19 protein-coding genes and 1 riboswitch are annotated in these 22,951 nt (G+C 71.4%); of the genes, 10 read left to right on the forward strand and 9 right to left on the reverse strand.

The features are described from left to right. The first annotated feature begins 21 nt into the window (after positions 1-21). Entirely contained in the window at positions 22-831 is an 810-nt protein-coding gene (locus ACIQMV_RS26500) for a PhzF family phenazine biosynthesis protein (RefSeq protein ID WP_402595978.1), read from the forward strand. A gap of 283 nt (positions 832-1,114) precedes the next feature. On the opposite strand, the gene ACIQMV_RS26505 is transcribed toward ACIQMV_RS26500, so the two are convergent. Next, positions 1,115-1,912, reverse strand: coding sequence for a CPBP family intramembrane glutamic endopeptidase (locus ACIQMV_RS26505; protein ID WP_402595999.1), 798 nt, complete (start codon positions 1,910-1,912; stop codon positions 1,115-1,117). Positions 1,913-2,349: 437 nt separating this feature from the next. Then, the gene (locus ACIQMV_RS26510) at positions 2,350-3,867 is read right to left on the reverse strand and encodes a glutamate--cysteine ligase (RefSeq protein ID WP_402595979.1); all 1,518 of its coding nucleotides are present in this window, start codon (positions 3,865-3,867) and stop codon (positions 2,350-2,352) included. 555 nt (positions 3,868-4,422) lie between these two features. Here ACIQMV_RS26510 and ACIQMV_RS26515 point away from each other — a divergent pair. Both ACIQMV_RS26515 and ACIQMV_RS26520 read left to right on the forward strand, forming a co-directional pair. Further along, positions 4,423-5,007, forward strand: coding sequence for a hypothetical protein (locus ACIQMV_RS26515; protein ID WP_402595980.1), 585 nt, complete (start codon positions 4,423-4,425; stop codon positions 5,005-5,007). Between the two features lie 394 nt (positions 5,008-5,401). Continuing rightward, complete coding sequence (locus tag ACIQMV_RS26520; protein WP_141362986.1) at positions 5,402-5,608, forward strand: DUF5999 family protein; 207 nt, start codon at positions 5,402-5,404, stop codon at positions 5,606-5,608. A gap of 288 nt (positions 5,609-5,896) precedes the next feature. Here ACIQMV_RS26520 and ACIQMV_RS26525 read toward each other — a convergent pair whose 3' ends face one another. The 5 genes from ACIQMV_RS26525 to kdpF all read right to left on the reverse strand — a co-directional run bounded on the left by ACIQMV_RS26525 (position 5,897) and on the right by kdpF (position 12,135). Next, positions 5,897-7,447, reverse strand: coding sequence for a glycoside hydrolase family 43 protein (locus tag ACIQMV_RS26525; RefSeq protein ID WP_402596000.1), 1,551 nt, complete (start codon positions 7,445-7,447; stop codon positions 5,897-5,899). Positions 7,448-7,576: 129 nt separating this feature from the next. Then, positions 7,577-8,209, reverse strand: coding sequence for a potassium-transporting ATPase subunit KdpC (kdpC, locus tag ACIQMV_RS26530; protein WP_402595981.1), 633 nt, complete (start codon positions 8,207-8,209; stop codon positions 7,577-7,579). Between the two features lie 4 nt (positions 8,210-8,213). Next, positions 8,214-10,337 carry a potassium-transporting ATPase subunit KdpB gene (gene kdpB / locus ACIQMV_RS26535; protein ID WP_141362982.1) on the reverse strand — a complete coding sequence of 708 codons (2,124 nt, stop codon included), beginning with the start codon at positions 10,335-10,337 and terminating at the stop codon, positions 8,214-8,216. Further along, the gene (kdpA, locus tag ACIQMV_RS26540) at positions 10,337-12,037 is read right to left on the reverse strand and encodes a potassium-transporting ATPase subunit KdpA (protein ID WP_402595982.1); all 1,701 of its coding nucleotides are present in this window, start codon (positions 12,035-12,037) and stop codon (positions 10,337-10,339) included. The genes kdpB and kdpA overlap by 1 nt, the downstream gene beginning before the upstream one ends. A gap of 8 nt (positions 12,038-12,045) precedes the next feature. Further along, positions 12,046-12,135, reverse strand: a complete 90-nt coding sequence (gene kdpF, locus ACIQMV_RS26545) for a K(+)-transporting ATPase subunit F (protein ID WP_016434100.1) — start codon at positions 12,133-12,135, stop codon at positions 12,046-12,048. A gap of 316 nt (positions 12,136-12,451) precedes the next feature. Between kdpF and ACIQMV_RS26550 the strand changes: the two genes are divergently transcribed. The 3 genes from ACIQMV_RS26550 (at position 12,452) to ACIQMV_RS26560 (ending at position 15,659) form a co-directional block, all read left to right on the forward strand. Further along, positions 12,452-13,009 (forward strand): hypothetical protein, encoded by a 558-nt coding sequence (locus ACIQMV_RS26550; protein ID WP_253266221.1) that lies wholly within the window; start codon positions 12,452-12,454, stop codon positions 13,007-13,009. 239 nt (positions 13,010-13,248) lie between these two features. Beyond that, positions 13,249-15,198, forward strand: coding sequence for an amino acid transporter (locus ACIQMV_RS26555; protein WP_402595983.1), 1,950 nt, complete (start codon positions 13,249-13,251; stop codon positions 15,196-15,198). A gap of 65 nt (positions 15,199-15,263) precedes the next feature. Beyond that, entirely contained in the window at positions 15,264-15,659 is a 396-nt protein-coding gene (locus ACIQMV_RS26560) for a molybdopterin-binding protein (protein ID WP_141362976.1), read from the forward strand. Positions 15,660-15,669: 10 nt separating this feature from the next. Here the strand turns inward: ACIQMV_RS26560 and ACIQMV_RS26565 are convergent, their stop codons facing one another. Beyond that, on the reverse strand, positions 15,670-16,131 hold the full coding sequence (locus ACIQMV_RS26565; RefSeq protein WP_402595984.1) for a molybdopterin-dependent oxidoreductase: 462 nt from the start codon (positions 16,129-16,131) through the stop codon (positions 15,670-15,672). A 198-nt stretch (positions 16,132-16,329) separates the two neighbouring features. Between ACIQMV_RS26565 and modA the strand changes: the two genes are divergently transcribed. From modA to ACIQMV_RS26585, 4 genes are read left to right on the forward strand one after another with little or no spacing between them, the layout of a single operon-like run. Beyond that, on the forward strand, positions 16,330-17,154 hold the full coding sequence (gene modA, locus ACIQMV_RS26570) for a molybdate ABC transporter substrate-binding protein (RefSeq protein ID WP_402595985.1): 825 nt from the start codon (positions 16,330-16,332) through the stop codon (positions 17,152-17,154). Continuing rightward, on the forward strand, positions 17,151-17,993 hold the full coding sequence (modB, locus tag ACIQMV_RS26575) for a molybdate ABC transporter permease subunit (RefSeq protein WP_402595986.1): 843 nt from the start codon (positions 17,151-17,153) through the stop codon (positions 17,991-17,993). The genes modA and modB overlap by 4 nt, the downstream gene beginning before the upstream one ends. Before the next feature lie 49 nt (positions 17,994-18,042). Further along, positions 18,043-19,134, forward strand: coding sequence for an ABC transporter ATP-binding protein (locus ACIQMV_RS26580; RefSeq protein WP_402595987.1), 1,092 nt, complete (start codon positions 18,043-18,045; stop codon positions 19,132-19,134). A 60-nt stretch (positions 19,135-19,194) separates the two neighbouring features. Then, entirely contained in the window at positions 19,195-19,614 is a 420-nt protein-coding gene (locus ACIQMV_RS26585) for a molybdopterin-binding protein (RefSeq protein ID WP_402595988.1), read from the forward strand. A 100-nt stretch (positions 19,615-19,714) separates the two neighbouring features. Here ACIQMV_RS26585 and gcvP read toward each other — a convergent pair whose 3' ends face one another. Then, positions 19,715-22,600, reverse strand: coding sequence for an aminomethyl-transferring glycine dehydrogenase (gcvP, locus tag ACIQMV_RS26590; RefSeq protein ID WP_402595989.1), 2,886 nt, complete (start codon positions 22,598-22,600; stop codon positions 19,715-19,717). A gap of 176 nt (positions 22,601-22,776) precedes the next feature. Then, positions 22,777-22,871, reverse strand: a riboswitch (glycine riboswitch). Positions 22,872-22,951: the final 80 nt, after the last annotated feature.

Genomic DNA, 22,951 nt, shown 5'->3' on the forward strand with positions numbered 1-22,951 from the left:
CGGAACCCGTACCGTCTGGGCATGCGGATTCGAATCGTCGACGCCTTCACCGACCGCCCGTTCGCCGGCAACCCCGCGGGGGTGCTGCTGCTGGACGCCTTCCCCGAGGACGACTGGCTCCAGAAGGTGGCGCTGGAGGTCAACCACGCCGAGACGGCGTTCGCCCACCGGCTGCCCGAGGGCGGCGAGGCCGACTGGGCCCTGCGCTGGTTCACGCCCGCCACCGAGGTCGCGATGTGCGGTCACGCCACCCTCGCCACCGCCCACGTCCTGCGGACGACGGGCGCCCACGAGGGACCGGTGCGCTTCGCCACCCGCAGCGGTGTGCTCATCGCGAGCCCGGCCGGCGACGGCGCGATCACCCTGGACTTCCCGACCGCCCCGCTCACCGCGGTGGACGTCCCCGACGGAGTCGCCCGGGCCCTCGGTGCCGAGCCCCGCACCGCCTACGACACGGGGGCGAACGTCGGCGACCTGGTCGTGGAGCTCGCCGACGAGCGGACCGTCCGCGGCCTCGCCCCCGACCACAAGGCCCTCGCCGCCTACTCCACGCGCGGCATCATCGCCACCGCCCGCGCCGAGGATCCCTCCCGCGGCTACGACTTCGTCTCCCGGGGCTTCTTCCCCAACGTCGGCATCGACGAGGACCCGGTCACCGGCAGCGCCCACACGGCCCTGGCCCCCTACTGGTCCGAACGCCTCGGCCGCCCCGACCTCACCGGGCTCCAGGCCTCAGCCCGCTCGGGCCTCGTGCGCACCGGCCTGCGCGGCGACCGCACCCTGCTCACCGGTCACGCGGTCACCGTCATCGAGGGCGACCTGCTCGTCTAGTGCTGTGGCCGGAAAGGTGTGCCGGGAAGCTCGCGGCGTCCGGTGCTGGGGGCACCTCCCACGCCCTTCGGGCAGTGGGGGAACATCGCAAGGCGGAGCATTGCCCGCGTACTGGAGGTACTCGGGTGATGCGACAACGCGGCGTGGGGGTACCCCCGGCCGAAGGCTGGGGGAGTGCCGTGCCGGGCGCCGCGAGCCGGTGAACCTTTCCGGTCACAGCACTAGGAACACCGAGGGGGCGTACGACACTGTCGTACGCCCCCTCGCACGTTCCCCGTGCCCTTCACGCCGTCGGCAGCCAGCCCACCTTCCCGGCCAGCAGGGCGTAGCCCACGAACGCGCCGATGTCGAGCAGGGAGTGCGCCACGACGAGCGGGCCGACCCGGCCCCACCGCCGGTACAGCCAGACGAAGACCACGCCCATCACCATGTTGCCGACGAAGCCGCCGATGCCCTGGTAGAGGTGGTACGAGCCGCGCAGTACGGAACTGGCCACCAGGGCGGACCCCGGGGTCCAGCCCAGCTGCCCGAGCCGGCGCAGCAGATAGCCGACGACGATGACCTCTTCGAGGACGGCGTTCTGCAGCGCGGACAGGATCAGCACCGGGAACTTCCACCACACGGCGGGGAGCGCCTCGGGCACCACGGTGAGGTTGAAGCCGAACGCGCGGGCGCCCAGGTAGAACGCGATGCCGGTGCTGCCGATCACCGCCGCGATCAGCGCCCCGCGGCCGAGGTCCGGCCAGGGGCGGGCGCGGTCGAAGCCGAGCGTGCGCAGGCTCCGCCCCTCGCGCAGCAGGAAGTGGGCGACGAGGGCCACGGGGATCAGGGCCGTGGCGATCCCGAACAGCTGCCAGGCGAGGTCGAGCCAGGGGCGGCCCGGAGCGGCGGAGGCGTTGAGCCTGGCGGCCTGGTCCTTGAGCCCACCGGGTTTGGTGACCGACCCGACAAAGCTGATCAGCGCGGACACCCCGCTCGCCCCGAGCGAGAGCCCGAGGACGAGCAGTGTCTCGTCGCGGAGGATCCGCCGCGACAGCCGCTCCTGCGGTTGAGAGTCGCCCACCGGCTGTGACTCCGCCAGCACACCTGCCTCCAGTTCGGTCGTCCCGCCACGGGGCGCGCCGGCCCGCCGCACGGGTACGGCCGGTTCCCGGCACGGGTGCGCACGCGCGGCGCCACCGCCGTGGGACGTCACAGCTTGCCCGATCCCTCTCCCGCGGACACGAGTGCCCCCCGTCCACGGCGAGGCGGCACGGCCGGCTGGGCGCGTCCGCGGGTCGGGGCACCGGGAATCACAGGTCGTCGCCGGCAGGGCCCAGGTCCTGTCGTCATATTCCCGTCGTCGGCCCGAAGGGCGGGCCGACGACGTCCGGTGCGTGCGATCGCAAGATGCCGGAGCGCCCTCGTGGCGGAGCCACGTGGGCGGCTCGGCAACGCGGCTGGAGGTCCCCCGCTCGACGAGTTCGGGGGAGTGCGTGCCGGGCGTCCCACGGCAGGCGGGAATGTGACGACAGGGCCTCAGCCGGCCGGGACCGGTTCCGGCAGGCCGATCGGCCAGGTGTGGACCGGCTCGCCGAACTTCGTCAGCTCGCGGTAGCGCCGGGTCGTTGCCGCCAGGGCGGCTTCCCGGCCCATCCCCTGCTCCAGTGCCCGGTGGAAGGTGGCGGCCTGCCACTCCGCGCCGTTGGTCCGCCGCCGGCACCGCTCCTCGATCACGCCCAGATACAGGTCCCGGTCGGCGCGCTCCACGCCCCAGGCGCTCAGTCCGGCCTCCGCGAGCGGCAGCAGTTCGTCACGGACGAGAGTGACGGCGTCGACCTGGGCCGTGCCGGAGTGGCGTCCGCGCCGGGGCCAGATGAACCGGGCGTCGATGCCGTGCCGGCAGGCGGCGTCGAAGTTGGCGGCCGCGGCCTCGAAGGGCAGCCGGGTCCACACCGGCCGGGGCTCCTCGGCCAGGGCGCGCACGAGGCCGTAGTAGAAGGCCGCGTTGGCGATCACATCGGTGACGGTGGGCCCGGCGGGCAGCACCCGGTTCTCCACGCGCAGGTGCGGCACGCCGTCCGCGACGTCGTAGACCGGGCGGTTCCAGCGGTAGACGGTGCCGTTGTGCAGGACCAGTTCGGCCAGCTTGGGCACGCCGCCCGCCTCCAGCACGTCGAGGGGGTCCTCGCCGTCGCAGATCGGCAGCAGGGCCGGGAAGTAGCGCAGGTTCTCCTCGAAGAGGTCGTACGCCGAGGAGATCCACCGTTCGCCGAACCAGGTGCGCGGCCGCACGCCCTGGGCCTGGAGCTCGGGCGGGCGGGTGTCGGTGGACTGCTGGAACAGCGGCGGCCGCGACTCCCGCCACAGCTCGCGCCCGAAGAGGAAGGGCGAGTTGGCGCCGACGGCTATCTGCGCGGCGCAGGCGGCCTCCGCCGCGTTCCACACGTCCGCGAAACGGCCCGGAGTGACCTGGAGGTGCAGCTGCACGGAGGTGCAGGCGGCCTCGGGCGCGATGGACTTCGAGGTGCAGGTCAGATGCTCCACGCCGTCGATGTCGAGGGTGAAGTCCTCTCCGCGGGCCGCCACGATCTGATCGTTCAGCAGCACGTAGCGGTCGACGTCGGAGAGATTGGAGGACACCAGGTCGTCCCGGCCCAAGGTGGGCAGAATGCCGATCATCGCTATTCCGGCGTCCACCTCGGCGGCTTTTCGGTCGGCATATGCCAGTGACGTCCGCAGCTCCTCGGCGAGCTGGTCGAATACCCGGCCGCCCAAGCGGTGTGGGGCAATGTTGACTTCCAGATTGAACATGGCGAGTTCTGTTTGGAAGTCACGGCTCGCGATGCGCTCGAGAACTTGCGCATTCAGCATTTTCGGCATGCCGTCGGGGCCGACCAGATTCAATTCGATCTCCAGCCCCATGAGGTTCTTCGGCCGGTCGAACCGTTTCTCGTCCAGCAACCGCTCCAGCCCCGTCAGGCACCGCCGCAGCTTGTCGCGGTAACGGTTGCGGTCCGACAGGTCCAGCTGGCCGGCGACGACCTTCTCCCCCATCGCAGCGTCCCTCCTCGCAAGGCGGACCGAAGATCCGGCCGCCGGGGTCCCGGTCAGGTGGGATGATGCCCCGCCAACGCGATCGATAACGTCCCGCTCCCGCCCCGCACCGACTACTCTGGTCATCTGTGACCGGAGGCACATTCACGGGGCATGCGGCAGCCAGCAGTTTCGGGTACCCCACGAAACTCGTGAAAAACGCCGACAAGATCAGGCCGACCGCCGTGCGGGCACAACCCGAGGTCATCGCGATACGGCTGACGCCGAGCAGGGATGATTCCCGATTGACTCCGGCCGAATAGTCTCTTGCTGTTCACATCGAGAACAGCTAGGCGAAACACCACCTGAACATTTGTCGTATAAACTCTGCTCCACAGCAGAAGTTGGCGCCCGCAGCCCTGAACCCTGTCAGGAGCCCGTGAGGCAGGCCGCGCCCCGCACCCCTCGCTCACCAGAGCCCGGCCCCTGCCTCCTCCTGCCCTGAGAGCTGACAACGCCGTCCGCACCCAGCCCGCCCTCGCGCCACCGTGCCTGTCGAATGAGAGGCGACCCACCATGCCGCTGCATGTACCCCCGGCTCCCGCGCCCGCCCTGCGCTCCGTCCTCACGGCACTCGGTTCCCCCACCGCGGTCCGCGAGGCCGGATCCCCCGCACTGCGCTCCGCCCAGGAGCCCGCGACCCCCGAGCTTCCACTGCCGGTGCACGTCCTGGACCGGATCACCCCCGAGGGGATCTCCGCGACCAGGCTGGCCGGATGGCGCTTCCTGATCCGCTCCGGCGACCACGCGGTGGCAGCGGCCGAGACCATGCTGACCCCCGACGGCTGGACCTTCTCGCACTTCTTCGAGGGCCCCTACGTCGCCTCCACCGAGCGCGCGTTGCGCCAGGCGGAGGCCCTGAGCCAGCCGTACCAGCCGCGTCTGCTGTCCATACCCAGCCTGTACATGCTCACGCTGTGGCTGCACGGCGACCTCTCCGACGACGGCGCCACCGGGCACCCCGCCGCCACCGACCTGCTCGTGCCGCTCGCGCCGGCCCCGCCCGGTATCGCGGCCCATCTTGCGCACCAGGTCGCCGACCTGCTCCCCGTCCTCACCCACCGCGTGACCCCGATCCGGCTCATGGGCTCCCCCGCCTGACCGCCCGCCCGCCGATCGGCGTCGTACCCCGCTGCCGGAACCCCCGGCGGCGGGGTACGACGCCGTTCGGCCGTTCGGCCGCCGAAGACGCTCGTACGTGGCGAAATCCGCTCGCGCGACCCGCGTTCGCGACGGGGGTCCCATCGGACTAGCCCCATCCGGCCAGTGCGAACCATCCGAAGAGACGGTGCTCTCGGGATGAACCGCTCGTGCGTGTGACGCGTCTCCAACCGGTGAGAAGCGGTGCTGCGAAATCCCTGCGGAATCAGGCCCGTGGGGGAACACTGGTTTTGGACCGACTCAACAACGGGGGGCGGCCATGGAGAACACCATCAGCCGCGGGACACGTACGACAGCCGACAGCGACCACACGACTGAGCGAAAGATCCCATCAATGTGCCAGCACCAGCCACCGTGCCCGTCAGCCGACTCCGCCGACCGGGAATCCGCCCGTCTCGTGGCGCACCACCCGGAGCAGGGCTGGAGCCTGCTGTGCAACGGCGTCCTGTTCTTCGAGGACACCGGTGAGCTCCTGCCGGACGGCCAGATCATCGCCCCGCACCGCCCGCTGGGCGCCGACCGGGTGATGACCGCCGCCTGAGCACCACCGGGCGGCATCGGCGAACCGCCCGCGGATCACCAGGGGCCGGCGCGCACACCCGCGCGTACCGGCCCCGACGCATGTCCGGGCCGGCCACTCCCGGTGACCGGTCGATGACACGGTCGCCGTCCCGGGAGCCGCCCGTCACTGTGCACGCCCGGGTGCCTCCCGTCACCGGCGGTGCACGGATGTCCACGGCCGGGTGAGCCGCCGGGCGGCACCGGTTGCTCCGGGATCCGCTGCCGCAGCGGCCCGTTCCGGACCGGTCCTCGGTCGCCCCGCTGCCCGTCAGCCGTCGACGGGGCGGCGCGGATGCCGCGGCTGGTAGTCGAACCAGTCGAAGGCCGCGCTGCCCTCGGTGACGTACATGCCGATCACTCGCCCGGTGAAGCCGGCCGCGACCTGGGTGGACAGATAGCGTCCGTCGAGTTCGGCCAGCGCCAGCGTGCCCTCCGGGCCCTCGGCCGAGAAGGCGATCACGTCCGGGCCGGCCGCGCGGACCCCGGTCGCCGCCTGCGCTGCGGTGGCCGGCCGGTCCGGAGCCGTGACCGTGGGCGGGGGCACGTCGTCCGTGCGGATGTCCACGACCAGGCTGAGCGGTCCGGGCGGCACCGGGTACTCCGCGATCCGCTGCCGCAGCGGCCCGATCCGGGCGACCACGCCCACCACTCCCCCGCCGGTCTCCACGTCGTAGTGGTGCGCCTCGTCCAGCCGGACGGACAGGCCGGCCCGGCCCGAGACCGCCTCGACGCGCGCGGCCACCCGGCAGTCGGGGTGCTGCTGCCGTCGTCCTACGAACGTGTGGCCGGGCCGGTCGAGGCTGTCGCCGGTCGCGTGCAGCGTCAGCCGGCCGGGGTGTTCGCTCAGCGACCAGGAGCCCTCCGGCCTGCTGCGCGGGGAGATCCAGACCGGCGCCAGGGACGGCTCGTCGAAGTCGTCCCGCTCGGGCTCCGGCGGCAGGGGGTGCCAGGCGGCGGGCGCCGGATGCCACTCGCGCACCGGGCCGACCCGCGGCCACCCGTCCACCCACTCCACCGAGGTCAGGAAGGTCTCCCTGCCGAGCACGTGGAACTCCGGGAACCAGCCCCGGGGGCGGGTGCCGAGCAGCACCATCCACCAGGTGCCGTCGGCCGCCCGCACCAGGTCGGCGTGGCCCGTGCACTGGACGGGCAGATCGGTGCCGCGGTGGGAGAGGACCGGGTTGTCCGGCGCGGGTTCCCAGGGGCCGCGCGGGGACCGGGCGCGGGCGACCGACACACCGTGGCCGTGCCCGGTGCCGCCCTCGGCCAGCATGAGGTACCACCAGGCGCCGATCCGGTACAGGTGCGGCGCCTCCGGGTGCTGGAGCCCCGTCCCCGACCAGGCCGGCAGCGGCCCTTCCAGGACCTTGCCGGTCGCCGGGTCGATCCGGGCCACCCGCACCCCGGCGACGGCGCACCAGCAGGAGCCGTCGTCGTCCCAGGCGAGGTCGGGGTCGATCCCGGGCAGGTCGATCCAGACCGGGTCCGACCACGGACCCCGCGGATCCTCGGCGCTGACCAGGAAGGTGCCCCCGGCCGCGACGTTGGTGGTGATCACGTAGAAGCGGCCGTCGTGGTGGCGGATCGTCGGGGCGTAGACGCCGGCGGAGGCGGGGAGGTCGTCCGGCAACTCCAACTGCCCCGGCCGGTCCAGCACGTTGCCGATCTGCCGCCAGTGCACCAGGTCGCGGCTGTGGAACAGCGGGACCCCGGGGAAGTACTCGAAGCTGGAGCACACCAGGTAGTGGTCCTCGCCCACCCGGCACACGCTGGGATCGGGGTGGAAGCCTCCGATCACGGGGTTCTCGTACGTCCGCACGGCGGCCGGTCCCTTCACTTCCCGTCACCCCTCCCTGAGTCCCCGAAACTTTCGCCACTGACGGCGAACCTTCCGGAGCCGCACTGTAGGTGCGGCACCGGAAGGCGGCAAGGGGGCGCGGGCGGGCCGTCAGCGCCCCGTGGTCAGTTCCCTGAGCGCGACGTTGAGTTGGAGGACGTTCACCCGCGGCTCGCCGATGAAGCCGAGGGTGCGGCTCTCGGTGTGCTCCCGCACCAGGCGCTCGACCCGCGCCACGGACAGGTGGTTGCGCTCCGCCACCCGGTGCGCCTGGAGCAGCGCGTATGCCGGGGAGATGTCCGGATCCAGACCCGAACCCGAGGAGGTCACGGCGTCGGCCGGAACCTGGGAGGGCTTCACCTCGTAGTCGGACGTGGAGTTGACCCTGACCACCTCGGCCCGTGCCTGCTCGATGGTCTTGACCAGCTTGGGGTTGTCGGCGGCGAGGTTGGTGGCGCCGGAAACGATCAGCTTGTACCGGGTGTTCAGGGTGTTCGTGCCCAGTCCGGCGGCCGGGCGCGGCTGGAAGTAGTCGAGACCGTAGTGCTGTTGCCCGATCAGGGAGGAGCCCACGACCCTGCCGCTCTCCCTGACCTCCGAGCCGTTCGCCCGGTGCCCGAGGAAGGCCTGGGCCACGCCCGTGACGACGAGCGGGTAGACGACGCCGGTGAGCAGCGTCAGCGCGAGCAGCGCCCGCAGGCCCGCCGCCAGCAGACGACCGGTGTTCACAAAGGTCTGGTTCATGTCGTCAGCCGATCCCGGGAATCAGGGAGATGATCAGGTCGATGAGCTTGATCCCGACGAAGGGCGCGATGAGCCCGCCGAGGCCGTAGACGGCGAGGTTGCGGCGGAGCATCCGGTCCGCGCTCGTCGGCCGGTAGCGCACACCCCGCAGGGCGAGCGGCACCAGCGCGATGATGACCAGCGCGTTGAAGACGACCGCGGACAGGATCGCCGAGTCCGGCGAGGACAGCTGCATGATGTTCAGCTTGTCCAGGCCCGGGTAGACGGCGGCGAACAGGGCCGGGATGATCGCGAAGTACTTCGCCACGTCGTTGGCGATGGAGAACGTCGTGAGCGCGCCGCGAGTGATCAGGAGCTGCTTGCCGATCTCGACGATCTCGATCAGCTTGGTCGGGTCGGAGTCGAGGTCGACCATGTTGCCGGCCTCCTTGGCGGCCGACGTGCCGGTGTTCATCGCCACGCCGACGTCGGCCTGGGCCAGCGCGGGCGCGTCGTTGGTGCCGTCACCGGTCATCGCGACCAGCTTGCCCCCGCTCTGCTCGCGCCTGATCAGCGCCATCTTGTCCTCGGGCGTGGCCTCGGCGAGGAAGTCGTCGACACCGGCCTCGTCCGCGATCGCCCGGGCGGTCAGCGGGTTGTCGCCCGTGATCATGACGGTTTTGATGCCCATCCGGCGCAGTTCGGCGAAGCGTTCCCGCATGCCGTCCTTGACCACGTCCTTGAGGTGGATGACGCCCAGGACCCGGGCGCCGTCCTGGTCGTGCACGGCGACCAGCAGCGGCGTGCCGCCGGCCGCGGAGATCTCCTTCGAGAGGCGGTCGGCGTCCTCGGCGATCCGCCCGTCCTGCTCCTCGACCCAGGCGATGACGGATCCGGTCGCGCCCTTGCGGATCCGTCGGCCGTCCACGTCCACGCCGGACATCCGGGTCTGGGCGGTGAACGCGACCCACTCGGCTCCGGCGAGTTCGCCCTGGTGCCGCTCGCGCAGCCCGTACTTCTCCTTGGCCAGCACCACCACGGAGCGGCCCTCGGGCGTCTCGTCGGCCAGCGAGGAGAGCTGGGCGGCGTCCGCCAGTTCGGCGGCGGTGGTACCGCGCACCGGTACGAACTCCGCGGCCCTGCGGTTGCCGAGGGTGATCGTGCCGGTCTTGTCCAGGAGCAGCGTCGACACGTCGCCGGCGGCCTCCACCGCCCGTCCCGACATCGCCAGCACATTGCGCTGGACCAGCCGGTCCATGCCCGCGATGCCGATGGCCGACAGCAGCGCGCCGATCGTCGTCGGGATCAGGCAGACCAGCAGGGCGACCAGCACCACCATGGTCAGGTGCGTGCCCGCGTAGTCGGCGAACGGCGGCAGTGTGGCGCAGGCGAGGAGGAAGACGATCGTCAGTGAGGCGAGCAGGATGTTCAGCGCGATCTCGTTGGGCGTCTTCTGCCGGGCGGCGCCCTCGACGAGGCCGATCATCCGGTCGATGAAGGTCTCGCCGGGCTTGGTGGTGATCTTGATGACGATACGGTCGGACAGCACCCTGGTGCCGCCGGTCACCGCGGACCGGTCGCCGCCGGACTCGCGGATCACCGGCGCCGACTCCCCGGTGATGGCCGACTCGTCGACCGAGGCGACGCCCTCGACGACGTCCCCGTCGCCGGGGATGACGTCGCCCGCCTCGCACACGACGAGGTCACCGACGTGCAGCTCGGTGCCGGGGACCTCGGTCCCGTCCAACCGGTGCGCCACGGTGTCGGTCTTGGCCCTGCGCAGGGTCTCCGCCTGCGCCTTGCCACGGCCCTCGGCGACCGCCTCGGCGAGGTTGGCGAAGAGGACGGTCAGCCACAGCCAGGCGCTGATCGCCCAGCCGAACCAGTCGCCCGGCCTGGTGAGGGAGAAGGCGGTGGTCAGCAGCGAGCCGATCCACACCACGAACATCACCGGCGACGTGACCATCACCCGCGGATCGAGCTTGCGGAAGGCGTCGGGCAGCGACCTGACCAGCTGCCGGGCGTCGAAGAGACCGGCACCGACCCGGCTCTGGCCGGACGGGTGCCCGGTGGGCACGTCGCTGTGCGGTGCCCGGGTCCTGGTGACTGCGGACATGGAGTCCTCGTGGTTCTGTGTGGAGGTGGTCATCACGCCAGCCCCTCGGCGAGCGGGCCCAGTGCGAGGGCCGGAAAGTACGTCAGACCGACGACGATCAGGACGGCGCCCACCAACATGCCGGTGAACAGCGGCTTCTCGGTGCGCAGGGTGCCCGCGGTGACCGGCACCGGCTGCTGCGCGCCCAGGGAGCCGGCCAGGGCGAGGACGAACACCATGGGCAGGAAGCGGCCGAGCAGCATGGCGAGCCCGGTCGTGGTGTTGAACCAGTCGGTGTTGGCGTTCAGGCCGGCGAAGGCCGAGCCGTTGTTGTTCGCGGCAGAGGTGTAGGCGTAGAGCACCTCGGAGAATCCGTGCGCGCCCGGGTTGAGGGCCGAGTGCGGCGGGGTCGACAGGGCCATCGAGAAGGCGCTGAACACCAGCACCAGCGCCGGGGTGATCAGGATGTAGACGGCGGCCAGCTTGATCTCCCGGGAGCCGATCTTCTTGCCCAGGTACTCGGGTGTGCGCCCGACCATCAGACCGGCGATGAAGACCGCGATGACGGCCATGATCAGAATGCCGTACAGGCCGGAGCCGACTCCGCCGGGCGCGATCTCGCCGAGCATCATGCCGAGCATCGCGATCCCGCCGCCGAACCCGGTGAGCGAGGAGTGCGCGGCGTCGACGGCGCCGGTCGAGGTGAGCGTGGTCGACGCCGCGAAGATCGAGGAGGCGCCGATGCCGAACCTGACCTCCTTGCCCTCCATCGCGCCGCCCGCGATCCGCAGCGCGCCCTCGTGGTGGGCGAACTCGGCCCACATCATCAGGGAGACGAAGGCGAGCCAGATGGTGGCCATCGCCGCGAGGATCGCGTAGCCCTGCCGGACCGAGCCGACCATGACGCCGAACGTCCGGGTCAGCGCGAAGGGGATCACCAGGATCAGGAAGATCTCGAAGAGGTTGGAGAAGGGGGTCGGGTTCTCGAAGGGGTGGGCGCTGTTGGCGTTGAAGTAGCCGCCGCCGTTGTTGCCCAGTTCCTTGATGGCCTCCTGGGAGGCCACCGCGCCGCCGTTCCACTGCTGCGAGCCGCCGAGGAACTGGCCTACCTCGTGGATCCCGGAGAAGTTCTGGATCACGCCGCAGGCCACCAGCACGAGGGCGGCGACCGCGGCCAGCGGGAGGAGGATGCGCACGGTGCCGCGCACCAGGTCGGCCCAGAAGTTGCCCAGTTCACCGGTGCGGATGGGGGTCCCCCCTGCTCGAGCGGAGCCGAGAGCTCGGGGGACGGCGAAGCCGCGTATCAGGGCCACGGCCACCGCCATGCCGACGGCGGCGGAGGCGAAGTTCTGCACGGCGAGACCGGCGGTCTGCACCACGTGCCCCATGGTCTGCTCGCCGGAGTACGACTGCCAGTTGGTGTTGGTGACGAAGGACGCGGCGGTGTTGAAGGCCTGGGCGGGGCCGACGGACCGGAAGCCGAGCGAGAGCGGCAGCACGCCCTGGATCCGCTGGAGCAGGTACAGGAAGAGGACACCGGCGAGGGAGAAGGCGAGCACGGCGCGGATGTACGCGGGCCAGCGCATCTCCGCGTCCGGATCGGCGCCGACGGCCCGGTAGATCCATCTCTCGACCCGCAAGTGGCGCTGCGAGCGGTAGACGCCGGCCATGTAGGTGCCGAGCGGTACGTGGGCGAGCGCCAGTGCGGCCATGAGAGCGAGCAGCTGGAGGACTCCGGCGAGTACGGGACTCATGACGCTACTCAGAACCTCTCCGGGAAGATCAGGGCGAGGACGAGATAGCCCAGCAGGGCGACGGCCACCACCAGGCCGACGATGTTCTCGGCGGTCACAGCTTCGTCACCCCCCTGACGGCGAGGGCCACGAGCGCGAACACCGCGAGCGTGATGACGACGAAGGCCACATCGGCCATCGCGAACTCCTGGAATGAGAGACGAACGGACATCGACGATTCGAGGAAACGACCTCCTGGCCCGATTCCGACCACCGTTGACGGCTCTCATACGGCGGCACACCCACCCTTGACGGACCCCTGACGACGCGCCACCCGGCCGCGTCGGCGGAGTGGCGTCAAGAACCGGCCCGGGCGCGTCAGGGGCGTGTCAAGGGCAGGTGCCGAAGCCCTCGGGGGGCTCTAACGTCGAGCACATGGGACACCGCGACGACGAGCGAGCCGGCACCGATCCGGTGCCGCGGGAACCCGGCCGCGAGGCCCGCACCCATCCGTGGGCGCGGGAGCTGCGCACCTCGGTCGGCTGCTCCGTGGCGCTGCTCGCCCTGCTGCTCCTGATCGACTGGGGCACCGGCAGCCTCACCTGGTGGCGCGGGGTGCTCTGGTTCGCGCTCGCGGTGCTGCTCTTCGTGGTGCTGTGCCCGCCCCGCGTCCGCGCCGGCCGGGGCTGGATCGCCTCTCGGTCGCTGCTGCGCAGCCGCCTGGTCCGTACCGATCTGCTGGTGTCGGTGCGCGCGGTCGACGGTGTCTGCCGGCGGCTGGTGCTGCTGGACTCCCTCGGCGGGCGGGTGGAGCTGGATCCCGAGGTCCTGGTGGACCATCCCGACGTCTGGTACCGCCTCGACGAGGACGCCCGGCACTGTGTGGCGGCGGGCAGGCTCCAGTGCGGGACGGACGAGCTGCGCGACATCTCCGAGCAGGTGGACCGGGAGACCGCACTGGCGGTGTTCCGGGTCTCGGGACTGGAGTCATGACGCTGGGTGTCCGCCCCGGGCTCCACCACCATGTCTCCCCCGGACGGCCGAAGGCGCGGTGAAAGTTGCGTGTCCGCTGGTCATGAAGTGACGTCTGGGTCGTCACAGCCGCTTTTGCCAGAAGATTGACGCCTGCACACCCGGGTACTCGTGACCCCTGCGTTACTCTCCGCTTACGCTGGTGACCCGTCCGCGTGATGGCCCGGTCCGCACGCGAGCCACACCTCAGGAGCAGGGGCATGGCGACCACCGAGCACCCTCCCAGTCGTCTGCGCGCCTGGATGCTGGAGGGCCTGTCCGACATGGGCAAGGGCATTCAGCAGGCCCCGCACGCCCTGCCGGAGCCCCCGCACAAGGGACAGCGGTGGTGGAGGGTGATGTGCCTGACCGGCGTGGACTACTTCTCGACGCTCGGATACCAGCCCGGCATCGCGGCGCTGGCGGCCGGGCTGCTGTCGCCGATCGCCACCCTCGTGCTGGTCCTCGTCACCCTCGCGGGTGCCCTGCCGGTGTACCGCAGGGTGGCGGCGGAGAGCCCGCACGGCGCGGGCTCGATCGCGATGCTGGAGCGGCTGCTGTCGTTCTGGCAGGGCAAGCTGTTCGTGCTGACCCTGCTCGGCTTCGCAGCCACCGACTTCCTGATCACCATGACGCTGTCGGCCGCGGACGCCTCGACCCACCTGGTGGAGAACCCGCATCTGACGGCCGCGCTGCACAGCCACCAGATGCTGATCACGCTCCTGCTCATCGCGCTGCTCGGCGCGGTCTTCCTCAAGGGCTTCGTGGAGGCGATCGGCGTCGCCTTCGCCCTGGTCGCGGTCTATCTCGCGCTGAACGCCGTCGTGGTGGTCGTCGGTCTGTGGCACGTCCTGACCGCCGGTCATGTGGTCACCGACTGGACCAGCGCGCTGACCGCCCAGCACGGCAACGTCTTCCTCATGGTCGGCGTGGCCCTGCTCGTCTTTCCCAAGCTGGCGCTCGGTCTGTCCGGCTTCGAGACCGGCGTCGCCGTCATGCCGCACGTGCGGGGCAACCCTGACGACACCGAGGAACGGCCCACCGGCCGGATCCGGGACACCAGGAAGCTGCTCACCACGGCCGCGCTGATCATGAGCTGCTTCCTGATCGCCACCAGCTTCATCACCACGCTGCTGATCCCGGCGCCGGAGTTCAAGGCCGGCGGCCAGGCCAACGGCCGTGCCCTGGCCTATCTGGCGCACGAGTACCTCGGCAACACCTTCGGCACGGTCTACGACGTCTCGACCATCCTGATCCTGTGGTTCGCGGGCGCCTCCGCGTTGGCCGGGCTGCTCAACCTGATGCCGCGGTACCTGCCCCGCTACGGAATGGCCCCGCACTGGGCGCGGGCGGTCCGCCCGATGGTCATCGTCTTCACTCTGATCGGCTTCCTGGTCACCTGGATCTTCGACGCCAACGTCGACAAGCAGGGCGGCGCGTACGCCACGGGCGTGCTCGTGCTGATCAGCTCCGCGGCGATCGCCGTGACCATCGCCGCCCGCAGGGCCGGCCAGCGCAAATGGACCATCGCGTTCGGGGTCATCTCGGCCGTGTTCCTCTACACGACCGTCGTCAACGTCATCGAGCGTCCCGACGGTGTGAAGATCGGCGCCTGCTTCATCGCCGGGATCATCCTGGTCTCGCTGCTGTCGCGGCTCGCGCGTTCCTTCGAGCTGCGGGTGACGAGCGTGACGCTGGACGGCATGGCGGAACGCTTCGTCAGGGACATCGCCAGCCGCAAGATCCGGTTCATCGCCAAGGAGCCCGAGCGGCAGGACAAGTCCGAGTACCGCGACAAGATCGAGCAGATCCGCAGCGACAGCGACATCCCGCTCACGGAGGACTTCGTCTTCGTCGAGGTGACGGTCACCGACCCCTCGGAGTTCGAGGCCGGCCTGACCGTGCACGGCGAGGTCCGGCACGACCGCTACCGCGTGCTGGCCCTGGAGTCCGCGTCCGTCCCGAACGCCCTGGCCGCGCTCCTCCTCCACGTCCGGGAGATGACCGGCCGTACCCCGCACATCTACTTCGAGTGGACCGAGGGCAATCCGTTCGCCAACTTCCTGCGCTTCTTCCTCTTCGGCCAGGGCGAGGTCGCGCCGGTCACACGCGAGGTGCTGCGCGAGGCGGAGCCGGACCGCACCAAGCGGCCGCGGGTGCACACCGGCTGAGCCGCGCCCGCGAACGGCCACCCCCAGGTCGGCCCCGCGCCGCCCGCGGCCCTATCGTGACCGGCATGCAGTCCTACACGATCGGGCAGGCGGCCCGGCTGCTGGGCGTCAGCCCGGACACCGCGCGCCGCTGGGCGGACGCGGGCCGGATGGCCACCCACCGCGACGACAGCGGACGCCGGCTCATCGACGGCCGGGACCTCGCCGCGTTCTCGGTCGAGCTGGCCCGGACCGGCGGCGGCGAGGAAGGCCCCTCGTACACGTCGGCCCGCAACGCCTTCGCCGGCATCGTGACCGCCATCAAACTCGGCGACGTCGCCGCCCAGGTCGAGATCCAGGCCGGACCGCACCGCCTGGTCTCCCTGCTGACCCGGGAGGCCGTGGAGGAACTGGGCCTGGAGGTCGGCATGGAAGCCACCGCCCGCGTGAAGTCGACGAACGTGCACATCGACCGCACGTAGCCGAACGCACTCACACCCGGGCACGCGCGCGATAGCCGCCGTCCACGCGTATCGCCCGGACACCGCTGACGTACCGCGCGCCGCAGCGGTCCTGCGGCAGGACCAGCTGGGGGCCGGCGCCGTCGAGCCGGGTGCCGTCGATGGTCACCGCGAGCAGGACCGGAGCGTCGGCGAAGTCGGGATCGATCTCGGCCCACGACAGCAGCGCGTGATGCCCGTCGACGGCCGTGACCGCGATCAGGAAGCGCAGCCGGTCCTTGCGCTGGGCCGGGTCGAAACCCGGCCCCGCCGCGGACAGCACGTCGTACAGGCGCGGTCCGGTGAACCGGTGGTGCTGCACTCCGCTGGTGGCGCAGTCGAAGGCGACTCCCACCCCGTGCTGCGGCCACCCGAGCAGATCCCGCACGGTCAGCCGGGACGGGCGGGCGAGGTCGCCGGTCAGGTCGAGCTCCGCGAGCGTCACGGGCACCACCTCCGGAGTGTCCGTACCCGAACGACCGCCTCGTACAAACGCACATGCAAGCCGTGCGTCACACATCGCCAGCTCATGCAATGCAACAGGGCCCTTACACCTGGCAATTGCGGCAGTATGATCGCGGCACGACCATATGAGCGGTCGTGGCAGGGCGCGACAGCTTGTTCCGTGCAGAGCCAGAGGAGTAGAACCGTGATGACCCGTTCCACGCGACGGACCAGGATGCTGAAGTCGGGAGTTGCGGGGGCCGCGGCGTTGCTGGCTCTCAGCGCCTGCTCCTCCTCGTCCTCCGACGGTTCGTCCTCGGCCGGGTCCGGCACGTCGGCGTCCGCCGCGCCGAAGCTGTCCGGCACCGTGACCGTCTTCGCCGCCGCCTCGCTGAAGGAGAGCTTCACCACGCTCGGCAAGCAGTTCGAGCAGCAGCACCCGGGCACCAAGGTCACCTTCAACTTCGGCGGCAGCGACAGCCTCGCCGCGAGCATCACCTCCGGTGCGCCCGCCGATGTGTTCGCCGCCGCCAGCACCAAGACCATGGCGATCGTGACCGACAAGAAGGACGCGGCCGGCACCCCGGTCACCTTCGTCCGCAACCAGCTCGAGATCGCCACCGCGCCGGGCAACCCGGACAAGATCTCCTCGCTGAAGGACCTCACCGGGTCCGGCCTGAAGGTCGTCCTGTGCGACAAGACCGTGCCCTGCGGCGCCGCCGCCCAGAAGGTGCTGGACGCGAGCCGGCTCAAGCTGACCCCGGTCTCCTACGAGCAGGACGTCAAGAGCGCCCTGACCAAGGTCGAGCTGAAGGAGGCCGACGCGGCCCTCGTCTACAAGACCGATGTGAAGGCCGCCGCCGGCAGGGTCCAGGGCGTGGAGTTCCCCGAGTCGGCCGGGGCCGTCAACGACTACCCGATCACCCTGCTCAAGAACGCGCCCAACGCCACCGCGGCCAGGGCGTTCGTCGAGCTGGTGACGTCGACCGAGGGCCAGGAGGTCCTGACCGGGTCCGGGTTCCTGAAGCCGTGACCGGGACCGACGAGGCCCGCGCCGTGACCCGGAAGAACGGGTCGCGGCGCGGCCGCGCGCTCGGCGGGGCGCCGCTGCCCCTGCTGGTCCCCGCGCTGGTCGGCCTGGCCTTCCTGCTGCTGCCGCTGATCGCGCTGCTGATCCGGGCTCCCTGGCGCAGCCTGCCGGACCAGCTGACCAGCGCCGAGGTGTGGCAGGCGCTCCAATTGTCCCTGGTCAGCGCCACCGCCGCCACCGCCGTCAGCCTGGTGCTCGGCGTCCCGCTGGCCTGGCTGCTGGCCCGTACGGACTTCCCCGGACGTGGATTCGTCCGGGCGCTGGTCACGCTGCCGCTCGTGCTTCCCCCGGTCGTGGGCGGTGTGGCCCTGCTGCTGGCCCTGGGGCGCAACGGTGTCGTCGGGCAGTGGCTGGACTCCTGGTTCGGAATCACGCTGCCGTTCACCACGGCCGGGGTGGTGGTCGCGGAGGCGTTCGTGGCCATGCCGTTCCTCGTGATCAGCGTCGAGGGCACGCTGCGGGCGGCCGACCCGCGCTACGAGGAGGCGGCCACCACGCTGGGCGCCTCCCGCTTCACCGCGTTCCGCCGGGTCACGCTGCCGCTGATCGCGCCGGGCATCGCCGCGGGCGCCGTGCTCGCCTGGGCGCGCGCGCTCGGCGAGTTCGGCGCGACGATCACCTTCGCCGGCAACTTCCCCGGCCGTACGCAGACCATGCCGCTGGCCGTCTACCTGGCCCTGCAGAACGACCCGGCGGCGGCGATCGCCCTGAGCCTGGTGCTGCTCGCGGTGTCGATCGCCGTACTGGCGGGTCTGCGGGACCGTTGGATGACGGCCTCCTGATGAATCCGCCGCCGATCCCGACCCGCCCCGTATCCAGGACGTTCATCTCATGACCGACATCGAACGGACCACCGCCGGCGTACGTGCCGAGGACGTGCCCGGGGAGGGCCTGGACGCCCGCCTCGTCGTCGACCGCGACGGCTTCCGCCTCGACGTCGCGCTCACCGCCGCCCCCGGCGACGTGGTGGCGCTGCTCGGCCCGAACGGCGCCGGGAAGACCACGGCTCTGCGCGCGCTGGCGGGCCTGGTCCCGCTCAACGGCGGCCATCTGCGCCTGGACGGCGCCGCGCTGGACCGCACACCGCCCGAGGCACGCCCGGTCGGCGTGGTCTTCCAGGACTACCTGCTGTTCCCGCACCTTTCGGCCCTGGACAACGTGGCGTTCGGGCCGCGCTGCCGGGGCGCGTCGAAGACCGAGGCCCGGGCGCAGGCCGCCCGGTGGCTGGACCGGATGGGGCTGGCGGACCACACGGGCGCCAAGCCCCGCCGTCTCTCCGGCGGCCAGGCGCAGCGCGTGGCCCTGGCCCGCGCCCTGGCCACCGGGCCCCGGCTGCTGCTGCTCGACGAACCGCTCGCCGCGCTCGACGCCCGCACCCGGCTGGAGGTCCGCGCCCAGCTGCGCCGGCACCTCGCCGAGTTCGAGGCCGTCGCCGTCCTGGTCACCCATGACCCGCTGGACGCGATGGTGCTGGCCGACCGGCTGGTCGTCGTCGAGCACGGCCGTGTCGTCCAGGAGGGCACACCGCCGGAGATCGCCCGCCATCCGCGCACCGACTACGTCGCACAGCTCGTGGGCCTGAACCTCTACCGCGGGGAGGCCGAGGGCCACACCGTCCACCTCGCGGCCGGTCCCGCCGTCACCACCACCGAGGACCTGACGGGAGCGGTCTTCGTGGCCTTCCCGCCGAGTGCGGTCACTCTCCACCGGGACCGCCCCTCGGGCTCCAGCGCGCGCAACCTGTGGCGCTGCGAGGTCGCCGGCCTGGAGACCCACGGCGACCAGATCCGTGCCGACCTGACCGGCGGGCTCGCCCTCACCGCGGACCTGACCACGGTCGCGGCCGCCGAGCTGGACCTGCACCCGGGCGCGGCGGTCTGGGCGACCGTCAAGGCGACGCAGACCCACGCCTACCCGGCCTGAGGCACCGGCCGCCCTACGGTGGGTGATCACCACATCCCCCACCCACCGCGAGGCACGCCCATGAGCCTGAGCATGCGCAACCAGTTGCCCGGCACGGTCACCACCGTCACCCCCGGTGAGGCGATGGCCCTCGTTCACGTGCGACTGGACGGAGGCGGACAGCTCACGTCCGCGATCACCAGGGACGCCGTCGAGGACCTGCGTCTGACCGAGGGCAGCGCCGTCCGCGCCCTGGTGAAGTCGACGGAGGTGTCCCTGGCCACCGGGCCGGTCGAGGGCCTGTCGATCCGCAACCGGCTGCCGGGCACCGTCACGGCGATCGCCCTCGGCGCGGCCATGGCGTCCGTCCGGGTCGAGGTGGAGGGCGGCGAGCTGACCGCCGCGATCACCAGGGACGCCGCCACGGAACTCGGCCTGGCGGCGGGCACACACGTCACCGCCCTGATCAAGTCGACCGAGGTCGCCCTGGCCACCGTATGACACGACTGGGGCCTTTCGTTCGGATCAGCCGGGCATGATCCGAACGAAAGACAACCCAGGGCTCCCGCCCGGGTCGGACGGGAGCCCGCGAGCCGCTCGATCAGTCCTCGTACGCGTCCAGCGGCGGGCAGGAGCAGACGAGGTTGCGGTCGCCGAAGGCCTGGTCGATGCGGCGCACCGGCGGCCAGTACTTGTCGGCCATCGAGACCCCGGCCGGGAAGACGGCCTCCTCACGGGTGTAGCCGTGCTGCCACTCCCCGCCGAGCGCGGCGGCGGTGTGCGGGGCGCCGTACAGCGGGTTGTCGTCCGCGGACCACTGGCCGGAGCCGACCTTCTCGATCTCGGCGCGGATCGCGATCAGCGCATCGCAGAACCGGTCCAGCTCGGCCAGGTCCTCGGACTCGGTCGGCTCGATCATCAGCGTGCCGGCCACCGGGAACGACATCGTCGGCGCGTGGAAGCCGTAGTCGATCAGCCGCTTGGCCACGTCGTCCACGGTCACCCCGGTCGCCTTGGTCAGCGGGCGCAGGTCGATGATGCACTCGTGGGCGACCAGGCCGCCGGGACCGGTGTAGAGCACCGGGTAGTGCGGCTCGAGGCGCTTGGCGACGTAGTTGGCGCTGAGCACGGCGACCTGCGTGGCCCGCTTGAGGCCCTCGCCGCCCATCAGGCGGACGTAGGCCCAGGAGATCGGCAGGATGCCGGCCGAGCCCCACGGCGCGGCCGAGATCGGGCCGACTCCGGTCTCCGGGCCGGCGTCGGGCTGGAGCGGGTGGTTGGGCAGGTACGGCGCCAGGTGGGCGCGCACACCGACCGGGCCGACGCCGGGACCGCCGCCGCCGTGCGGGATGCAGAACGTCTTGTGCAGGTTCAGGTGGGAGACGTCGCCGCCGAAGTGACCCGGCTTGGCGAGGCCCACCAGGGCGTTGAGGTTGGCGCCGTCGACGTACACCTGGCCGCCGGCCTCGTGGACCTGCGCGCAGATGTCGGCGACGTGCTCCTCGAACACACCGTGCGTGGACGGGTAGGTGATCATCAGCACGGCCAGCTGCTCGCGGTACTGCTCGATCTTCGCCCGCAGGTCCTCGACGTCGACCTCGCCGTCCTCGGCGGTCTTGACGACGACGACCTTCATGCCGGCCATCACGGCGCTGGCGGCGTTGGTGCCGTGCGCGGAGGACGGGATGAGGCAGATGGTGCGCTGCTCGTCGCCGTTGGCACGGTGGTAGCCGCGCACGGCGAGCAGACCGGCCAGCTCGCCCTGGGAACCGGCGTTCGGCTGAAGGGAGACCTTGTCGTAGCCGGTGACCTCGGCGAGACGTTCCTCCAGCTCGCGGATGAGGGTGAGGTAGCCCTGCGCCTGCTCGGCGGGCACGAAGGGGTGCATCTGCCCGAACTCCGGCCAGGTGACCGGCTCCATCTCGGTCGTCGCGTTGAGCTTCATGGTGCACGAGCCCAGCGGGATCATGCCGCGGTCGAGCGCGTAGTCGCGGTCGGCCAGCCGGCGCAGGTAGCGCAGCATCGCGGTCTCGGACCGGTACTGGTGGAAGACGGGGTGGGTGAGGTAGGCGTCGTCGCGCAGCAGCGCCTCGGGCAGCGCGTCCTCGGCGGCCGCGTCCAGCGCCTCGATGTCGCCCCCGACGCCGAAGGCGGCCCACACGGCGCGCAGCCGGTCCCGGGTGGTCGTCTCGTCGCAGGCGAGCGAGACGTGGTCGGCGTCGACCAGGCGCAGGTTCACGCCGCCCTCGCGGGCCGCGGCGACGACCTCGGCGGCACGCCCCTCCGCCTTGACGGTCAGCGTGTCGAAGTACGCGCCGTGCACGACCTCGAAGCCACCGGCCTCGAGGCCCTCGGCGAGGACCGTGGCGTAGCGGTGGGTGCGCAGCGCGATGTCCCGCAGGCCCTCGGGGCCGTGGTAGACCGCGTACATGCCGGCCATGACGGCGAGCAGCACCTGGGCGGTGCAGATGTTGCTGGTGGCCTTCTCGCGGCGGATGTGCTGCTCACGGGTCTGCAGGGCGAGGCGGTATGCCTTGTTGCCGTCGGCGTCGACGGAGACACCGACGAGGCGGCCGGGCAGGCTGCGCGCGAACTTCTCGTGCACCGCCATGTAGCCGGCGTGCGGGCCGCCGAAGCCCATCGGCACGCCGAAGCGTTGGGTGGTGCCGACGGCGATGTCCGCGCCCAGCTCGCCGGGCGACTTCAGCAGGGTGAGCGCGAGCAGGTCGGCGGCGACGGTGACCAGGGCGCCCAGCTCGTGCGCCTGGTCGATGACGGGCTTGAGGTCGCGCACGGCGCCGGAGGCGCCCGGGTACTGCAGGAGCACACCGTTGATCTCGCGCTCGGCGATCTCGGCGGGAATGCCCGCGCCGAGGTCGGCGACGACGACCTCGACGCCGGTCGGCTCGGCGCGGGTCTCGATGACCGCGATGGTCTGCGGCAGCGCGTCCGCGTCGACCAGGAACAGGCCCTTCTTGTTCTTGCCCATGCGCCGGGACAGCGCCATGGCCTCGGCGGCGGCGGTGCCCTCGTCGAGCAGCGACGCGCCGGAGGTCGGCAGACCGGTCAGTTCGGCGACCACGGTCTGGAAGTTCAGCAGCGCCTCCAGCCGACCCTGGGAGATCTCCGGCTGGTAGGGGGTGTAGGCGGTGTACCAGGCCGGGTTCTCCATGACGTTGCGCAGGATGACCGGCGGGGTGAAGGTCCCGTAGTAGCCGAGTCCGATCATCGAGCCGAGGACCTGGTTGCGGTCGGCGAGAGAGCGCAGCTCGGCCAGCACCTCGGCCTCGGTGCGGGCGCCGGGCAGGTCGAGCGCGTCGGCGTTCTTGATCACATCGGGCACCGCGGCGGCGGTGAGCTCGTCGAGCGAGCCGTAGCCGACCTGCGCGAGCATCTTGGCCCGCGCCTCCTGGTCGGGCCCGATGTGGCGCTGTTCGAAGGGGATGCCCTGTTCGAGCTCGGAGAGCGGAATGCGCTGGGCGGTCATTGCGGAGGCCTCCTGGTCTGACACGACCTTCGAGGGACACCACGGCACAGGTGCCCCGACGGCCTCCCCCTCTGTCATCTCAACCTGAGAGTTTCACCGGGCCGCCCGAGGGCTCCCGGTTTTCACCGTCGGTGAGAGCGGAAGCCGTCGACACCCGCTCTGCTTTCCAGAGTGACCTCGTCCGTGCGGTACGTGGGCCTGAGAGATTCCGGGGAGGATTTGCTCCTTCGGCGCCCCCGGTGGTGCCGGAGGGCTCTCCCGCACGGGGTCAGCAGCCGTAGCCAGCCTACCAGCGGGGCAGCCGCACGGGTCTTCGAGTGGCCGCCATACTGAATGTGCTCTTTTGTAGTG

Source organism: Streptomyces sp. NPDC091412 (assembly GCF_044756885.1).
Taxonomy (GTDB): Bacteria; Actinomycetota; Actinomycetes; order Streptomycetales; family Streptomycetaceae; genus Streptomyces.

Excerpts from the sequence above, each read along its gene's own strand:
- ACIQMV_RS26550 (WP_253266221.1), top strand. The coding sequence starts at position 12,452 with ATGGGACACCGCGACGACGAGCGAGCCGGCACCGATCCGGTGCCGCGG.
- ACIQMV_RS26510 (WP_402595979.1), bottom strand. The coding sequence starts at position 3,867 with ATGGGGGAGAAGGTCGTCGCCGGCCAGCTGGACCTGTCGGACCGCAAC.
- gcvP (WP_402595989.1), bottom strand. The coding sequence starts at position 22,600 with ATGACCGCCCAGCGCATTCCGCTCTCCGAGCTCGAACAGGGCATCCCC.
- ACIQMV_RS26500 (WP_402595978.1), top strand. The coding sequence starts at position 22 with ATGCGGATTCGAATCGTCGACGCCTTCACCGACCGCCCGTTCGCCGGC.
- kdpB (WP_141362982.1), bottom strand. The coding sequence starts at position 10,337 with ATGACCACCTCCACACAGAACCACGAGGACTCCATGTCCGCAGTCACC.
- ACIQMV_RS26520 (WP_141362986.1), top strand. The coding sequence starts at position 5,402 with ATGTGCCAGCACCAGCCACCGTGCCCGTCAGCCGACTCCGCCGACCGG.
- modA (WP_402595985.1), top strand. The coding sequence starts at position 16,330 with ATGACCCGTTCCACGCGACGGACCAGGATGCTGAAGTCGGGAGTTGCG.
- ACIQMV_RS26555 (WP_402595983.1), top strand. The coding sequence starts at position 13,249 with ATGGCGACCACCGAGCACCCTCCCAGTCGTCTGCGCGCCTGGATGCTG.
- kdpA (WP_402595982.1), bottom strand. The coding sequence starts at position 12,037 with ATGAGTCCCGTACTCGCCGGAGTCCTCCAGCTGCTCGCTCTCATGGCC.
- ACIQMV_RS26580 (WP_402595987.1), top strand. The coding sequence starts at position 18,043 with ATGACCGACATCGAACGGACCACCGCCGGCGTACGTGCCGAGGACGTG.
- ACIQMV_RS26560 (WP_141362976.1), top strand. The coding sequence starts at position 15,264 with ATGCAGTCCTACACGATCGGGCAGGCGGCCCGGCTGCTGGGCGTCAGC.
- ACIQMV_RS26515 (WP_402595980.1), top strand. The coding sequence starts at position 4,423 with ATGCCGCTGCATGTACCCCCGGCTCCCGCGCCCGCCCTGCGCTCCGTC.
- kdpC (WP_402595981.1), bottom strand. The coding sequence starts at position 8,209 with ATGAACCAGACCTTTGTGAACACCGGTCGTCTGCTGGCGGCGGGCCTG.
- ACIQMV_RS26585 (WP_402595988.1), top strand. The coding sequence starts at position 19,195 with ATGAGCCTGAGCATGCGCAACCAGTTGCCCGGCACGGTCACCACCGTC.